Raw genomic sequence first — 17,036 nt, 5'->3', positions numbered from 1 at the left:
TAGTAATACCCTTATAAAGGAGAAAACTGAATGCAAACTCCATTTCTTTCAATTGTAATACCAGTATATAATGCTGAACACACAATTAGCCGAGCAATCAAAAGTATTACATCTCAAAACATAAAAAATTTTGAAATTATTATTGTTAATGACGGTTCAACTGATCAAAGCTTTGAAATATGCAACAAAATATCCTTAGATGATCAAAGGATAAAACTTTATAATATTGAGAATTCTGGAGTGAGCTGCGCTAGAAACTTAGGTATTGAACAAGCAAAAGGAAAATATATTACCTTCCTTGATGCAGATGATTATTATAGTGTTAATTTCTTTAACGTAATAACTTCTGAAATTGAAAAGGATACGCAGTTACTTATATTTGGCTATAACATAGTTCGTGATGGAGTTTTTAAAGCTAGTAGAATTCCTCTTAATGAGAGTGCAAATTTTAGTAATGAATATGAATTTAGAAATACTGCAGTATCTCTTATCGGTAATGAAATGATTAATGCTCCTTGGAATAAAGTTTACTTAACAAGTTATATAAAGAATAACAAAATAAAATTTCCAACAGAGATAGATATAGGTGAGGATTTAAGCTTTAATTTATTAGTTGTTAAGTCAATAAGTTTTGTTAAGGTGTGTAATCAAGCTTTAGTAAATTACACGGTAAAAAAAGGAGAAGGTCTCGTATCCAGGTTTAGACCTAATAGATTAGAAATACGTATCTCCCTGTTGAATCAAATAAAGGAAACGCTAGATTATTGGGGAGTACTATCTGAAAACCAATCTATGCTAGATCGATTGTTTGTAAGAGATTTTATGGCAAGTTTTATTGATTTATATAAAAAAACTTGTAAGTTATCAAATAAAGAAAAAATATTATTCATTAAAAACGTTTTGATAAAGGAAGATAAAAAATTAAAGAAATGCAGTGCTTCTGATCCAATGACCTATATTTTGAAAGCAATAATGAGGACAAAAAATAGTGTAATAATATTATTATTTGCAAGAATATTAAGCTTGAAAAGAGGGTTTAGATGAAAATAAGTGTAATAATAGCAGCATATAATGTTGAAAAATATATAGAAAAATGTTTGGAATCTATTATTTCACAGACGTATAAAGATTTAGAAATAATAGTTGTCAATGATGGGTCTACTGATAATACTCTTAACTTAATCAAAAATTTCTCGAAAAATAATAATCGAATTGTTGTGATTGATAAACCAAACGGTGGACTAAGTTCTGCAAGGAATGCAGGATTAGAAATAGTAACCGGCGATTACATTGGATTTGTTGATGGTGATGATTATATAAAAGAGGAAATGTATGAAAAATTATATGAAATCAGCAATGATAACCAATGTGATATAGCAGTTTGTGGATATATTAGAAAATATTCTAATAGGGAAGTTTTATCAAACTCTAAGGAAATAATTCATTATTCAACTCAAGGGGCATTAGAGGAACTGATCTCAAGTAAAAAATTACATGACTATGCATGGAATAAACTCTATAAAACAGAGTTATTTGAAGACATTAGATACCCTATTGGTAAAATGTATGAAGATGTATTTACTACTTATAAATTATTTTTTAAGGCCAATAGAGTTGTCTATCTTGATGAACCTTTATACTATTACATTCAGCGTGATGGAAGTATTTTAAGAAAAGGATTTAGTGAAAAACAGTTTGATCAAATTGATGCATTAGAAGAGATTAAAGGATTTCTTGGAGAAAGGCAAATAACAATGTACAATGAAGCTTTAGAAGCAAGGCTTTTAAATGTAAAATGTAGGATGTTATTTGACATTAGCGCTGGAAATGCAATTAATAAAACAACACTTCATAAAGAAACAGCAAAAGCCCTTGCTAAAAGTATTCTAAAGAAGTCAAATCATAATCTACTGAATCAAAGAATTTCATTGCTGAGTAAATTTATAATTATGTTATCTCTACCTGGGTATTGGTTAGTTCAACTGACCATGAGTTTTTATCCTATTAAAAACTTAATAGAAAGAAGGGTAGGATTAAAGTAATGAAAAAAAAGGTATTATTTGTACTTGATCGGATGGTAATGGGTGGAGTTGAAGTACTATTACTCGACATATTAAATAGTCTTGATTCCAAAAAATACAATATAACCGTTATGACTTTATTTGACGGTGGAGAGCTTAAACATGAGTTACCTAAGACGGTAAAACATGTTTTTTTATTTGCAAAACAATATAAAGGAATTTATAGGGTTTTACGATTTATTAGTCCCCGCATAATCTATAAAAAATTGATTAGTGAGGAATATGACATTGAAATATCATTTAAAACGGGAATGCCTGAAAAAATTGTAGCCGCGTCCCGAAATTCTCAGTCAAAGAAGATTGCATGGATTCATGGTGATATGGATTATCAAAATTTTGGATTAGAAAGCCATAGAACTAAAAAAAGGCAAACGGATTGTTATAACAAATTCGATCGAATAATTACTGTGTCGGAAAAATGTAAAACAGCATTTCAAAATGTAACGAAAACAGAAACAAATGTCGAAAAAATCTACAACGCCATTAAGCCTGAAAAAATAGTAAGGAAATTGGATGAAGATAAGAATATAACGATGGATAAAAATATGGTAAATCTAATTACAATCGCTCGACTACATAAAGATAAAGGAATCGATCGATTAATTAGAGCGTTTTCTGAAGGGTACAAAATTAATAATATGCTCCGATTGCATATAATCGGTAATGGCCCTGAGGAAGATGAACTTAAGAAAATGGTACAAGAGCTCAACTTAAATGAAGCTGTATATCTTCTAGGCAAACAATTTAATCCATATGTTTATTTGAGAGAAGCAAGCATTTATATTCACTCTGCCAGAAGTGAAGCTTTCGGCATTGTCTTACTTGAAGCATTATATATGGGACTTCCAGTCGTAGCGACTAAAAGTGGTGGACCTGAGGAAATTCTGGGAAATGGAAAATATGGGTTACTAATTGAAAATTCCCAAGAAGGTTTAAATGAGACATTAAGAAGTATTGCAATAGATCATGAAAAGTTCCTTGAGTATAATAAAACATCAAAATTACGAGCTAATGATTTTGGAATGAATGTCATGATGGAACAGATTTATAGATTAATTGAAGAAGTATAGAATCACAATATAAAAATATTATTAAGGGAAGAAAGACATGAAATATAATATTTTAGTATCTGTAATCATACCGATTTACAATGCGGAGAATTACATATCAAGATGTATTGAAAGTATTCTTAACCAATCACTCACTTCATTTGAGGTAATTCTTATAAATGATGGTTCAACAGATAACAGTGATGAAATTTGTAATGCATATGCTTCTCAGGATGAAAGATTAAAAGTAATAAATATTGAAAATCATGGACCTGGATATGCTCGAAACATTGGTTTGCAAAACGCAAAAGGGAAATATATTCAGTATACAGACAGCGATGATACGTTACCAGTTAATTATTTAGAAGCAATGGTCCAAAGGATTGAAGACGAAAAATCTGATTTGGTCATTTGCGGTATTAAAAATTTAAAAAATAATAATAAAGTAGATATACTTACAGTTCAGGAAGAAATGAACATTCATAAAAAGCCAATTATTGAGTTATTTGTTAGTTTGCTAGAAAAAGGGCTAGCTTATTCACCGTGTAACAAATTATATCGAAACGAAATTATTCAAAATAACAATATTCAATTCGGCACGAACTTTAAATTAGGAGAAGATGCAATATTTAACATTTCATATATTAAGCAATCAAAAAGCTTTTCATTTGAGGATAGTGTTTTTTATGAATACCACCAAAATGATGGTAGCCTTATTCGAAGCTATTTGCATAATAAATTTGAAATACAAACTATACTTTATGAAAACTTGAAAAAGCTCGTTAAGGAAGTAACAAGTATCAATTCAAATGAAAGCATGTATCTTTATTATCAATATGAATTTACATTTGTCTTCATCAATTACTACTTACCAGACTGCCCTATGAACTCTTCTGAAAGAAAAAAAATGATAAATACAATGATACAAGATGACACAGTACAAGAAATTTATAAAATGCGTAATACCCGAAGTAATTTACAAAAAATGATTAGAATGCTAGTTCGAATTAAAAGTGTAACAATAATGGATATGTTTTTAAGAACATTCAGAAGGAGATATTTATAATGGCGTTTATAAATAAACCCCTAATATCGATAATTATTCCTGTGTATAATGCTGAGAGGTACCTTAAACGTTGTGTAGATTCTGTTTTAAACCAGAGTTTCAAAGACTTGGAATTAATTCTTGTAAATGATGGATCGACAGATGGTAGTGATGAGATTTGTGACTTTTACAGTAAACAAGATGAACGTGTTCAAGTTTATCATTTGAAAAACGGAGGTCCTTCACATGCACGAAACCACGGTATGATTCATGCGGTAGGGAAATATATAACATTCATTGATGCTGATGACTATATAAACGACTATTTCTCAGAAACTGCAAACAAAGTTATAATTCATGATTACGACTTAATCGTAGTACCCTTTACTATTGTAAATAAAAATCAAGAAGCAATTCAACTTCATCATTATAAAGAAAAATCGTTTTTAAGGAATGAAAAAAAAGAAGATTTTTTGAGAGGAATTTGGTTGGGTGAACCCTTGTTTGGTAGTTGTGGGAATAAGTGGTTCAAACTTACAATTGTTCAAAAAAACGAGTTAAGTTTTAATAATAACTTTTACATCGCAGAGGATTATTTATTTAATTTACATTTTTATCGTGAGTCCCAATCAGGGATTTTATTTAATTTTCCCTATTATAATTATGTGCAATATGAGAATAGCTTGACCTCTAGAGTGTTTTATAATCGATTTGAAATTGCCAAAACGGTTTATGAAGAGTCCTTAAAGCTATTAAAAGATTTAAACATACACGATGCCTCGTCGCGTAATTTTGTGGAAGAATCTTATTTAAGCGGTGTTTTAAGAGCTATGTTTGAAATAGCAAAGAAGGAAAATAAACTGAGTTTAAAACAAAAAATTATGGAATTAAAAAAGTATATTAGTGATAAGGAAGTTCGTACGGTTTTAAGTAGCAAAAATAGATATAAATTTAATCGATTGGCTTTTTACTGTTTAAAGTATCAATGGCCAATTATATATTATACGGTATTCAAACTTAGATACTTAATGAAAGGCTGGTTATATGAATAGTCCTAAGGTTAGTATTATTGTCACAATCTATCAAGTTGAAAAGTATCTAGAGCGTTGTATCCAGTCAATTCTTAATCAAACTTTTAAAGATTTTGAATTAATCTTGGTTGATAATGGATCTACTGATGGTTCAACTGAGATTTGCGATAAATACAAGAAAAAAGATGCTAGGATTAAATTTGTCAAAAAAAATTATGGTTCGATTTCATCTGGGCGCAACTTCGGTTTAAGTTTTGCTACGGGAGAGTTTATTCAATTTATAGACTCTGATGACTGGATAGATTCTGAAATGTTACAAAAAATGTACGATTCTTGCATTCAAAGTAATTCAGATTTAATCACATGTGGATATCGAAAAATGTATTTAAATGAAAACAATGAAGAGTACTTTGTTAAATGCGTTGTTGATGATCAAACCTATAGCAAATCAGAATTTTTATCAGTTTGCGCAAAATATTGTCAAAATTTTATTCTTTATTTTGTATGGAATAAACTTTATCGAGCTGAAATTATAAAAAATAATGGCATTTGGTTTGATGAATCGATTACAAGAAGTGAGGATATTCTTTTCAATTTAGAATATATAAAATGTGCGGAAAGTTTTAGCTTTATAAAAGAACCGTTCTATGTTTATAACCGTTCGAATGTTAATTCAATAACTAAGAGTTTTCAAATAAAAGATGTAGCAATTCAAAATATGACTTATGATCGAATACGTGATTACTTAAATGAACAGGGAGTATACCATAGTAACGAGATGTATTTAGAACACCAATATGCAGTTACAATGTTTTCCCTAGTTGCTCAAGCTTATATTACTAGTGTGGAAGTACCGAAAAAAGTAAGATTAGATTATATAAAAAGTATATTAGATGATCGCTGGACACAAAAAGCATTGCGATATTTCTCCTATAGTGGTTTTTTAACTAAATTAATAAAGTACAAACTATATAAATCAATAAACACAACAGATTCTATTTTTAGAGTCTATTTTTTTTTAAAGAAAGGAAAGCTAGTTGACTAACCTTTCTTTTTTTATCGAATTTATAAACTAACTGCAGCTAACCAATTGTTCTACATCTTATACAAAGTTAAGAATGGAGGAAATAAAATGAAAGTTGTAATTTTAGCAGGTGGACTTGGAACTAGAATCAGTGAAGAGAGTCACCTAAGACCAAAACCAATGATTGAAATAGGAGGAAAGCCAATTCTTTGGCATATTATGAAATACTATGCTTCTTTTGGCTATAATGATTTTATTGTTTGCTGTGGTTATAAACAGTATGTAATAAAAGAGTTTTTTGCTGACTATTACTTGCATATGTCGGATGTTACATTTGATTTTACCGCAGAAAACAAAATGATTATTCATAATAATAATACAGAACCATGGAAAGTTACTTTAGTGGATACGGGTATTAATACAATGACAGGTGGACGTATTAAAAGAGTTAAAGAGTACATTGGAAATGAGCCATTTATGCTTACTTATGGAGATGGAGTAGCAAATGTTGATATCCGAGGGTTAGTCCAGTTTCATAAAACGAGTGGAAAAATGGCTACAATTACTGCAATACAACCGGGTGGGCGCTTCGGGATGCTCGATATTGACAATGAAGAACAGATAAATAAATTTAAAGAAAAATCCAAAGAAGATGGTGGTTGGATAAACGGAGGATTTATGGTGTTAGATCCAGAGGTGATTGATTACATTGCTGGTGATTCGACAGTTTTCGAAAACGATCCATTAGAGACTTTAGCTAATATAGGAGAATTAAAGGCTTATAGACATTATGGATTTTGGCAGTGTATGGATACATTGCGAGATAAAGAGCTATTAGAAAGTTTATGGGAAAATGGAAATGCACCGTGGAAAGTGTGGGATATGTATGCTGGATTTTTACAAGGATAAGAATGTATTTGTTACTGGACATACAGGTTTTAAGGGGACATGGTTATGTAAAATGCTCATTAATGCAGGAGCAAAGGTAACAGGATATGCTTTACAGCCACCAACTGAACCGAATTTATTTACACTTAGTGGCATAGAATGCCAAATGAATTCAGTTATTGGTGATATAAGAGATTTAAAATTGCTTAAGCAAACTTTCCACAAAGCTGATCCGGAAATTGCTATTCATCTTGCTGCACAGCCTATTGTAAGGGACTCTTATAGCAATCCTCATTTAACTTACGAGACAAATGTTATGGGGACGGTTAACTTTCTTGAATGTGTAAGAGAAAGTAAAACTGTAAAATCTGTATTAAATGTGACGACAGATAAAGTGTATCAAAACAATGAGTGGGATTGGGGATATAGAGAGGTTGATACTCTAAATGGGTATGATCCTTATTCTAATAGTAAATCCTGTTCAGAAATTATAACTCAATGTTATAAAAACTCCTTCTTTTCTAATATAGAAATATCAATATCGACTGCAAGAGCAGGAAATGTGATAGGAGGAGGAGATTTTGCGAATGCACGTATTATTCCAGATTGTATACGAGCAGCAATGAACAAAAAAAGTATTATTGTAAGGAATCCCGCATCTATCAGACCATATCAACATGTTTTAGAACCACTTAACGCATATTTATTAATTTGTAAAAAACAGTTTCAAAACAAAAATTACGAAGGCTATTATAATGTAGGACCAAATGATAGTGATTGCGTATCAACAGAAAAATTAACAAATTTGTTTTGTGAAATATGGGGTGATGGTTTAATTTGGATCAATCAGTCTGATGAAGGACCACATGAAGCAAATTTTTTAAAGTTGGATTGCTCGAAGATGAGAAATACATTTAACTGGGAACCGAGATGGGATATAGAAAAAGCAATAGAGAAAACAATTGAGTGGGCAAAAGTATATTCAAATGAGGGAAATATAGCTCATATTATGGAAGAGCAAATCGTAGAGTTTATGACAACTGATAAACAAAAATATCTGAAAATTGCGAGTAGGTGATGTGAATGAAAAAAGCTATAGTTACTGGGGCAAATGGATATATTGGGAGTGCACTTATTAAAGAATTACTAAAAAACAATGTAGAGGTTATTGCGGTTGTAAGGAACAAAGACTCAAAGATTAATAATCTACCAGAAAACTTAAAAATTTTACATGTTGAACAAAATTCTATTTCTTCTTTAATAGATTTGGTGCCAGATAAAGATATTGATGTTTTTTATCATTTAGCTTGGGATGGAACTAGTGGAAATGATAGGGCCAATTACAAGTTACAGTTGTTAAACATTCAGTATGCTTGTGATAGTGCAATTGTAGCAAAAAAATTAAATTGTAAAAAATTCATCTGTACAGGAACAATTACAGAAAAAATAGCTGAAAACATCTTAAATATAGATGTAAATGCAGTGAATACAATTTACGGTATAGCTAAACATACTACACATTGTCTATTAGAGATTTTATGTAAAAACCTGGAATTACCATTCGTTTGGGCCAGATTGTCAAACATCTATGGAGGCAATAACTTAACAGGTAATATTATTAGCTATACTCTAAAAGAATTACAACAAGGTCAGAAGCCTTCCTTTTCCAAAGCTGAGCAACCATATGATTTAATGTACATTAATGATGCAGCGAATGCGTTATACCTTATAGGCAAAGACGATACAAAAGAAGCCTGTTATTTTATTGGGAGCGGATCCCCACGAATTCTGAAAGATTATCTTTTATCTATAAAAGACATTTATGGTAATAATGCTGAAGTTGGTCTGGGAGAGAAGCCTGAGGATGGTTTGAAGTACGATTTAGATTGGTTCGATACAACTGATTTAGAAAGGGATACTGGGTTTACGGCGAAAAATACGTTTGAACAGAATATCCAGGAAACAATTTTAGGTCTGCGGAAAGTACAAATGAGTGCAAGTGCGAAAGGAGTTTAATCGAATGATCCAAAAGTTTTCATTTGAGGAGTTAGATTTAAAAGGAGCCTATTTGATTAAGCCATTTGTAGCACAAGATGAAAGAGGGAATTTCATTAAAGATTATTCAGAAGAAGTATTTAAGGAGAATGGACTTGACCATGATTTAAAAGAAGTATTTTATACTAGCTCCGAAAAGGGGGTTATTAGAGCAATACATTTTCAAAGAGTAAAAGAACAGGCTAAACTGGTTCGTTGTTTAACTGGGAAAATATTTGATGTAATTGTTGATTTAAGAAAAACCTCACCAACTTTTGGAAAGTGGAGAGGTTTTTATCTTTCAGGTGAAACGAAAGAATCGTTATATGTTCCCGAAAATTTCGGACACGGATACTTGGTGATTGAGCCATCTATCGTTTCTTATAAATGTTCCGAAAAATTTTATGGGGATTTTGACGATGGAATAATGTGGAATGATCCAAACTTGAAAATTAATTGGCCATTAGAATTAGTGGACTATAAAATTAATCTTTCTGAAAAGGATAAGAATCTCCAGAGTTTCACAGAGTTTAATGAGAAAATTACTACATATTCTATAAACTCCTAACATTTATTTTTTTTAAAAATTTTACCGACTAGTAAAAAAATATTATTTATAAAAATGCATCTTAATTAGTCATCTAACTGAGATGCATTTTTATATATGATCGATTATATCTTGATTGTTGTAAAATAAGAAATTGCTGAAACCTTGAAGGGATGAAAGTTATGAAAATCTTGATAACAGGTGGTTCAGGCTATATTGGTAGTCATACTTGTGTAGAATTGTTAAATGCAGGCTATGAAATCATAGTGGTAGATAATTTTTTAAATAGTAACATAGAGTCTTTAAATCGAATTTGTGAAATTACAGGTAAAGATTTTAAATATTATGAAGCAGATTTATTAAATAAGGATGCTATAGAGGTTATTTTTGCTGAAAATAATATTAGTACAGTCATTCATTTCGCGGGACTTAAAGCAGTAGGTGAATCGAATGCTTTCCCTCTCATGTATTATCAAAATAATGTAACTGGTACTATTAATCTCTGCGAAATAATGAATAAATATGGGGTAAAGAACCTTGTATTTAGCTCATCAGCTACGGTATATGGATCAACAAATCAAGTTCCAATCTCTGAAGAAACTCTATTAGGAGCAGTAAATCCGTATGGTCGTACAAAACAAATGATTGAAGAGATATTAAGAGATTTATTTCGCTCTGATTCATCTTGGAGTATTGCTTTATTACGATATTTCAATCCCACTGGCGCTCATGAAAGTGGCCTGATAGGTGAAGATCCAAAAGGAATTCCAAATAATCTTATGCCATATATTTCACAGGTGGCAGTCGGTAAACTGCCGAATTTAAGTGTATATGGTAATGATTATCCTACGGTAGATGGAACAGGAATAAGAGATTATATACATGTTGTTGACTTAGCAATAGGTCATCTTAAAGCTTTAGAAAAAGTGCAGAGTAATCATGGGATAGAAGCATATAATCTTGGAACGGGTAAAGGTTATAGCGTACTAGAGATGGTGAAAGCTTTTGAGAAAGCTACGGGTGAAATAATTCCTTATCTAATTATGGATCGACGTCCAGGAGATGTGGCTATTTGCTTTGCTGATGCTACTAAAGCGAGAATTCAACTTGGCTGGAAAGCAATTAGGGGTATTGACGCAATGTGTGAAGATACCTGGAGATGGCAGAAGAATAATCCTAATGGATATAGTGAAGTGAAGGAAATTCAGCGTAATAATAAACAACCGGTGCTAACTAAGGCAGCGGATTTTTAGGTTTACTTAAGTGAGGGATAACCTTGGGATCAATTAATTTGACTCAAAAAGAGTTACAAGAAATACTCGAGAACTTTTATAAAAAAGGTAATGAAGAGAATGGAATGAAAACAAAGGATTTTTTAAAAGAGATGATCCAATACATACAAACTATTACTACTAACGCGGTAAATACAAAATAGACTATAAGTAGGAGTAAAGATTATATGAAACGATCAATAGATTTAGTCACTTCTCTGACGCTTTTAATATTGTTTTCTCCGATTATATTGGCTGTTTCATTAATGGTGAGATTCAAAATGGGGGCACCAATACTTTTTACTCAACAACGACCTGGATTACATGGAAAGTCATTTTATCTATACAAATTTCGCACGATGCATGATTTACAAGATAAACATGGCAATCTTCTTTCAGATGAAATGCGACTAACAGCTTTTGGAAAATTTTTAAGAAAATATAGCTTGGATGAATTTCCTCAACTGATTAATGTTGTAAAAGGCGAGATGAGTTTAGTAGGTCCTAGACCATTTTTAATGGAATATTTACCACTATATACGAAAGAACAAATGGCACGTCATAACGTGAAACCGGGTATTACGGGTTGGGCTCAAGTAAATGGTCGAAATACACTTACATGGGAGGAGAAATTTGAAATGGATATATGGTATGCAGAAAATCATAATCTACTTTTAGATTTAAAAATCCTAACGATGACTGCTCATAAAGTTTTAAAGAAAGAAGGAATTTCACAGCAAGGCCAAGTAACGATGGAAAAATTCACTGGATCAAATGAAGTGATGTAATATGAAAATAATTATTTTAGGTAATGGTGGTCATAGCAAAGTTATCCAAGATATGATTTCTTCTTTAAAAAATCACGAAATTATTGCGATTTTAGATGAGAAGTATTTAGAGGAAAAACAAGAAAATGGAATATTCTATGCTCCAATTTCTTATTTGCAAAAATTTTTAGTTGATGATGTCAAAGTTGTAATTGCTGTCGGGGACAATTCGATTCGAAAACAAATTGTTTATACGATAAATTTAAACAATGAAAAATATGTGACAGTTGTTCACCCTTCGGCGGTTATTAGTTCGTCATCTAAAATTGGAAATGGAACAGTTGTTATGCCAAAGGCAATAATAAACGCAGATGCAACAATCGGCGAACACTGTATTATTAATACAGGTGCAATTATAGAACATGACAATATGATCGGTCATTATACTCACCTCTCACCAAACACGACATTAACTGGGAACGTTTTAATAGAAGAAGGAGCCCATATTGGTGCTTCAGCAACAATCATTCCTGGGATTAAAGTTGGAAATTGGTCGATAGTGGGTGCAGGATCGACAGTCATTCACCATATTCCCTCATTTAGTACTGCGGTTGGGAGTCCAGCAAGAATTATTAAGAAAGTAGATTTAGGCGTAGAAATTTCCTAAAAAGGTGGTTATTTTAAAGTGTCATTATCTAGAATTTATTTATCTCCACCACATATGAGTGGTAACGAACAAAAATATATTAAAGAAGCATTCGATACAAATTGGGTTGCTCCATTGGGACCTAATGTTGATGAATTTGAAAAAGAAATAGTTGCATATTTAGGAGCCAGTGAAGCAATAGCCGTGAGTTCAGGAACGGCAGCTATTCATTTGGCTCTTTCTTTATTAGGAATCTCGAAAGGTGATAAAGTATTTTGCTCAAGTCTTACGTTTGTAGCAAGTGCAAATCCAATTATCTATCAAGGAGCAGAGCCTGTTTTCATAGACTCAGAACCAGAGACATGGAATATGTCTCCACAAGCACTTGAAAGAGCTTTACGTGATGCATTTTTAGAGAATGAATTACCGAAAGCAGTTATTGTAGTGAATCTATATGGTCAAGTGGCAAAGATGGATGAAATTTTAACCTTATGTACTGAATATGGAGTGCCAATGATTGAGGATGCAGCGGAATCGATGGGTTCCACTTACAAAGGCAGACCAAGCGGTACTTTTGGACAATTTGGTATCTTCTCTTTTAATGGTAATAAAATTATTACTACATCAGGTGGAGGAGCACTTATATCTGAGAATGCCGAGGCCATAAAAAGAGCGAGGTTTTTAGCAACCCAAGCTAGGGATCCAGCTCCACATTATCAACATAGTGTTACTGGTTTTAATTACCGAATGAGCAATATATTAGCAGGTGTTGGAAGGGCTCAATTACAAGTTTTAGAGGAACGTGTTGTAGCAAGAAGACAAATTTTTGAGCGTTATTTTCAAGAATTAGCAAACATACCAGGTATTACATTTATGCCTGAATTAAAGGACACTAGAAGCAATCGTTGGCTGTCAACTTTGACTATTAACGAAAAGAAAACAGGAATATCATCAAAAAGACTGTTAGAAATATTAAACGAAAACAATATTGAAGCCCGTCATGTGTGGAAACCACTTCACCTTCAACCTATCTTCCAAAATACTCGATATTATTCCCATACTGAAAACGAGCATATTGCTGAGAAGTTATTTGAAACGGGAATGTGTCTTCCTTCCGGTTCTAGTCTTTCGGAGAACGAACAAAATAAAGTCATTAGTTGTCTTAAAAATACAATCTATCAAAGTATGCTTAAACAAGACGTTAAATGACGGAAAGAATGAGGTTTTGATTAATGATCGGAAAAAATATACTTAAAATTCGTAAGAAAAAAGGACTTACTTTGACTCAGTTAGCTGAACAAGCGAATATTTCTAAATCTTATTTAAGTAATATTGAACGTGAAATTAACGATAATCCTTCGATACATGTAATGGAAAAAATTTCGACAGTGTTAGGGGTAGATTTAAAAAACCTCTTAGCTACAAAACCTGAAAACCCAATACTTCCCGAAAGTGAATGGGTTGAATTAGTAAAAGTACTAAAAGAATCAGGAATTGAAATTGAAAAATTGCATGAATACAGATCAGTATTTGAATTCGTCAAATGGCAAAATAATTTATTTAGTAGTGATATGAAAAAAGAGGCTGATAATTAGTAGAAATAAAATTTTATATCTCGATTTAAGAAGGAAAAGGTGAATAAAGTGATTGATAATACAAAAAAGTTACTTTTGTTATTCAATAAAGGCGAAAAGAAAAAATTAATATTATTATTTTTTATGATGATCATCTCAGCGCTTTTCGAAACTTTTGGTATTGGGGTAATTGTACCTTTTGTAGGAATTGTAACAAATCCATCCATGATTAAGGATCAACCTAGCATTTATTTTTTATATAAATTGTTCAATTTTCAATCTACCACAGCTTTTATGATATTCTCTGTAATCGCGTTACTGTTAATTTTTTTATTAAAAAATTTATATATTCTCCTCTTTCTATATTCACAAAATAGAATCATTCTAAATCAACAAGTCAAGCTATCTAAAAGATTATTTGAAGCATATTTATCTAAACCATACACTTTCCATTTACAAAGAAACACTGCAGATTTACTTAGAAATGTAAATATAGAAGTACCTAATTTGTTTCAAGGAATGGTTATGTCAGCATTTATGCTATTAACAGAAGTATTAGTCATTACTTGCATAATGAGTTTGCTGTTATACACTACAGCTATTTCAACAATTGTTGCTTCAGTACTATTAGGGGGAAGTGTTTACCTATTTTTTAAGATTTTCAGAAAAAAAATGGGAGAACTAGCAAAACAGCAGCAGGTAGTTGATGGAATGATGATTAAATGGGTCAACCAAGGCCTTGGTGCAAGTAAGGAAGTAAAGGTATCAGGTAAAGAAAGTTATTTTGTAAATGCCTATACAAGTAAAAGTCAAATAAACTCAAATATTAAACGATATCGAATGATGTTAGAACAATCTCCTAGGCTCTTTATTGAGACAATTCTGGTTATGATTGTACTCATAATGGTACTTATCATAATTTTCCAAGGGAAAAATACATCTAATATAGTTTCTACGATGGCTTTGTTTGGAATGGCCGCATTTCGCTTAATGCCATCTATTAATCGTGTAATGAATGCAATAACAGCCATTCGTTTTAGTAAACCAGCTTTAACAGTTGTTTATGAGGATTTATTTACAAATAATGAGACGAATTCAACTGAAATGACCATCGAATCAGGCACAAATAGTCATAATATTAGACAATTTACTGATTCCATTAAATTAAATGAAGTATCATTTCGCTATCCAAATCAACACGAATATTCATTAAAAGATATTTCGTTAACGATTCCAATTGGTAATTCAGTAGCATTTATTGGTGAGTCGGGTGCTGGTAAGACGACACTAGTTGATATGATTCTTGGATTATTTCAACCAGAAAAAGGTAGCATTTTAATAGACAATGAAAATATATTTAATCTTAAATCTCTATGGCAGCAGAAGATAGGTTATATCCCGCAATCTATTTTTTTAACAGATGATTCTATTCGAGAGAACGTTGCATTTGGAGTTCCTAGTGATCAAATTGATGATCATGCAGTGTGGAGAGCATTAGAGCAAGCTCAGTTGAAAGACTTTATTGAGGGCCAACCAAATCTACTAGATACAACTGTTGGAGAACGTGGAATCAGACTTTCCGGAGGACAACGTCAACGAATTGGGATTGCTAGAGCTTTATATCATAATCCCGAAATTATTTTTATGGATGAGGCAACTTCGGCCTTAGATAATGAGACTGAAAAGGACATAATGAGAGCAATTGATGGGTTAAAAGGAGAGAAGACCTTAATTATTATAGCGCACAGATTAAGTACAATTAAAAATTGCGATATGGTTTTTAAAATTAATAAAGGTAGATTAGTATCAGTTGAGAATAAGTTAGGGATGCCGGCAATTTAGGGAGTTAAATAAAGAGAAAAGTGGGGTATCAAATGAGAAAAATAATTGTACAAAATCTAAGTGAACTTATATCAAAATATTACAAAAGAAAGTTTTGGAAAAGATTAATTAAAGATATTAAAATTAAAAACCCTAAAATACAAAATGGAGATCAATCCATTCCATTTATTAATAAACCAGGTATAGCATTCTCATTCGATGATAGCTTTAGAATAAATGATTGGTACAAATACGGAAAAGATTTGTTTGGATATTATGATGTAAAGGCTACTTTTAATATTAATACTTTTCATCATTACGAAGGGCAAAGAGAACATACGCAAGAAGAAATTGATATGTTGATTGAGCTACAGTCAAATGGACATGAAATGGCACACCACGGCTACAACCACGAAAATGCTGCGAATTATACTAATGAATATGGGGTAAATCCGTGGATAGAAAATGAAATAAAACCTTTATTTAGCTGGATAGATAATCAAATTCACTCTAAAACGGGTGAAAAATTAAAAAAACCAGTAACATTTGCTTTTCCATACACAGGTTATACTGACAGTCTTGTTTCAGAAATAGCTCCTAAATATTTTAAGACTGTGAGAGGAGAATTAACTAACAATAATCTAGTGTCATTTGATCATTCAGGATTCGCACCTTCTATTTGTATAGATAAAGTTAAATTAGATGATCCTAAATTCGTAAAAGAGATCTTAAAAATTGTAAAAGAATCAGGCAAGAATGTAATTTTTATGTGTCATTCGATATTACCTGATGAAATAGATTGGAATGATTTTGGTTGGGAAAAACAGTCTGAGGAAAGTGGTAAATGGAGAGTTTCACCAAAAACAATGCAATCGATTATTGAGGAAGCAAAAAAAATGGATTTAGAATTTTATACTACATCTGAAATCGCTGGGGTAGCTACCTTTATAGATCCAAACATGGAAAGAGCAATAAGAGAATTAATATCAGATCCATTTGAACAATGGATTTCTATCGTAGAATTAAGCAAGATAACAGAACTAGATTTAAGTGGAAAAAACATTTCTAATTTAGATGGCATACAATATTTTTTGAATCTAGAAAAACTTAATCTTAGTGATAATAATATCTCAGACTTTAGACTATTAGATAAACTAACAAAATTAAGTAATGTAGATTGTAGAAATAACGCACATAAAGATAACGAATATTATTCGAAAAAAATTGCCGAATGATAATTGGGTTTAACTAGATTAAA

18 protein-coding genes are annotated in these 17,036 nt (G+C 31.5%); all 18 read left to right on the top strand.

Going from position 1 to position 17,036, the window contains the following annotated elements; translation table 11 throughout:
• Nucleotides 1-30 precede the first annotated feature (30 nt).
• The 18 genes from B7R65_RS04850 (at nucleotide 31) to B7R65_RS04770 (ending at nucleotide 17,013) form a co-directional block, all read left to right on the top strand.
• A complete protein-coding gene (locus B7R65_RS04850; RefSeq protein ID WP_088041618.1) occupies nucleotides 31-1,044 on the top strand; it encodes a glycosyltransferase family 2 protein in 1,014 nt (337 codons plus the stop codon).
• Nucleotides 1,041-2,042 carry a glycosyltransferase gene (locus B7R65_RS04845; RefSeq protein WP_088041617.1) on the top strand — a complete coding sequence of 334 codons (1,002 nt, stop codon included), beginning with the start codon at nucleotides 1,041-1,043 and terminating at the stop codon, nucleotides 2,040-2,042. Before B7R65_RS04850 ends, B7R65_RS04845 begins: the two co-directional genes overlap by 4 nt.
• The gene (locus B7R65_RS04840; protein ID WP_088041616.1) at nucleotides 2,042-3,151 is read left to right on the top strand and encodes a glycosyltransferase; all 1,110 of its coding nucleotides are present in this window, start codon (nucleotides 2,042-2,044) and stop codon (nucleotides 3,149-3,151) included. Before B7R65_RS04845 ends, B7R65_RS04840 begins: the two co-directional genes overlap by 1 nt.
• A 37-nt stretch (nucleotides 3,152-3,188) precedes the next feature.
• The gene (locus tag B7R65_RS04835; RefSeq protein ID WP_088041615.1) at nucleotides 3,189-4,196 is read left to right on the top strand and encodes a glycosyltransferase family 2 protein; all 1,008 of its coding nucleotides are present in this window, start codon (nucleotides 3,189-3,191) and stop codon (nucleotides 4,194-4,196) included.
• On the top strand, nucleotides 4,196-5,227 hold the full coding sequence (locus tag B7R65_RS04830) for a glycosyltransferase family 2 protein (protein WP_088041614.1): 1,032 nt from the start codon (nucleotides 4,196-4,198) through the stop codon (nucleotides 5,225-5,227). Before B7R65_RS04835 ends, B7R65_RS04830 begins: the two co-directional genes overlap by 1 nt.
• A complete protein-coding gene (locus B7R65_RS04825; RefSeq protein ID WP_088041613.1) occupies nucleotides 5,220-6,251 on the top strand; it encodes a glycosyltransferase family 2 protein in 1,032 nt (343 codons plus the stop codon). The genes B7R65_RS04830 and B7R65_RS04825 overlap by 8 nt, the downstream gene beginning before the upstream one ends.
• An 87-nt stretch (nucleotides 6,252-6,338) precedes the next feature.
• On the top strand, nucleotides 6,339-7,139 hold the full coding sequence (gene rfbF / locus B7R65_RS04820) for a glucose-1-phosphate cytidylyltransferase (protein WP_088041612.1): 801 nt from the start codon (nucleotides 6,339-6,341) through the stop codon (nucleotides 7,137-7,139).
• Nucleotides 7,117-8,196, top strand: coding sequence for a CDP-glucose 4,6-dehydratase (rfbG, locus tag B7R65_RS04815; RefSeq protein WP_218780395.1), 1,080 nt, complete (start codon nucleotides 7,117-7,119; stop codon nucleotides 8,194-8,196). Before rfbF ends, rfbG begins: the two co-directional genes overlap by 23 nt.
• Before the next feature lie 5 nt (nucleotides 8,197-8,201).
• The gene (locus B7R65_RS04810) at nucleotides 8,202-9,134 is read left to right on the top strand and encodes an NAD-dependent epimerase/dehydratase family protein (RefSeq protein WP_088041611.1); all 933 of its coding nucleotides are present in this window, start codon (nucleotides 8,202-8,204) and stop codon (nucleotides 9,132-9,134) included.
• Between the two features lie 4 nt (nucleotides 9,135-9,138).
• Nucleotides 9,139-9,720, top strand: coding sequence for a dTDP-4-dehydrorhamnose 3,5-epimerase (rfbC, locus tag B7R65_RS04805; RefSeq protein WP_088041610.1), 582 nt, complete (start codon nucleotides 9,139-9,141; stop codon nucleotides 9,718-9,720).
• A 161-nt stretch (nucleotides 9,721-9,881) separates the two neighbouring features.
• Nucleotides 9,882-10,952: a UDP-glucose 4-epimerase GalE gene (gene galE / locus B7R65_RS04800; protein WP_088041609.1), complete on the top strand. Its 1,071-nt coding sequence runs from the start codon at nucleotides 9,882-9,884 to the stop codon at nucleotides 10,950-10,952.
• A 23-nt stretch (nucleotides 10,953-10,975) separates the two neighbouring features.
• Nucleotides 10,976-11,134 (top strand): YwzD family small protein, encoded by a 159-nt coding sequence (locus tag B7R65_RS21235; protein ID WP_179194773.1) that lies wholly within the window; start codon nucleotides 10,976-10,978, stop codon nucleotides 11,132-11,134.
• 24 nt (nucleotides 11,135-11,158) lie between these two features.
• Nucleotides 11,159-11,758, top strand: coding sequence for a sugar transferase (locus B7R65_RS04795; RefSeq protein ID WP_088041608.1), 600 nt, complete (start codon nucleotides 11,159-11,161; stop codon nucleotides 11,756-11,758).
• 1 nt (nucleotide 11,759) lies between these two features.
• Nucleotides 11,760-12,404 carry an acetyltransferase gene (locus B7R65_RS04790; protein WP_088041607.1) on the top strand — a complete coding sequence of 215 codons (645 nt, stop codon included), beginning with the start codon at nucleotides 11,760-11,762 and terminating at the stop codon, nucleotides 12,402-12,404.
• A 54-nt stretch (nucleotides 12,405-12,458) separates the two neighbouring features.
• Nucleotides 12,459-13,592, top strand: a complete 1,134-nt coding sequence (locus B7R65_RS04785; RefSeq protein WP_088041893.1) for a DegT/DnrJ/EryC1/StrS family aminotransferase — start codon at nucleotides 12,459-12,461, stop codon at nucleotides 13,590-13,592.
• A 23-nt stretch (nucleotides 13,593-13,615) separates the two neighbouring features.
• The gene (locus B7R65_RS04780) at nucleotides 13,616-13,978 is read left to right on the top strand and encodes a helix-turn-helix domain-containing protein (RefSeq protein ID WP_088041606.1); all 363 of its coding nucleotides are present in this window, start codon (nucleotides 13,616-13,618) and stop codon (nucleotides 13,976-13,978) included.
• Between the two features lie 48 nt (nucleotides 13,979-14,026).
• Entirely contained in the window at nucleotides 14,027-15,799 is a 1,773-nt protein-coding gene (locus tag B7R65_RS04775) for an ABC transporter ATP-binding protein (RefSeq protein ID WP_088041605.1), read from the top strand.
• Nucleotides 15,800-15,831: 32 nt separating this feature from the next.
• Nucleotides 15,832-17,013 (top strand): polysaccharide deacetylase family protein, encoded by a 1,182-nt coding sequence (locus tag B7R65_RS04770; RefSeq protein ID WP_256941157.1) that lies wholly within the window; start codon nucleotides 15,832-15,834, stop codon nucleotides 17,011-17,013.
• Nucleotides 17,014-17,036 lie beyond the last annotated feature (23 nt).

The organism is Bacillus sp. EAC (genome assembly GCF_002156875.1).
In the GTDB taxonomy this organism is placed as follows: Bacteria; Bacillota; Bacilli; order Bacillales; family Bacillaceae_G; genus Gottfriedia.
This window is presented reverse-complemented; position numbering and strand designations above follow the sequence as displayed.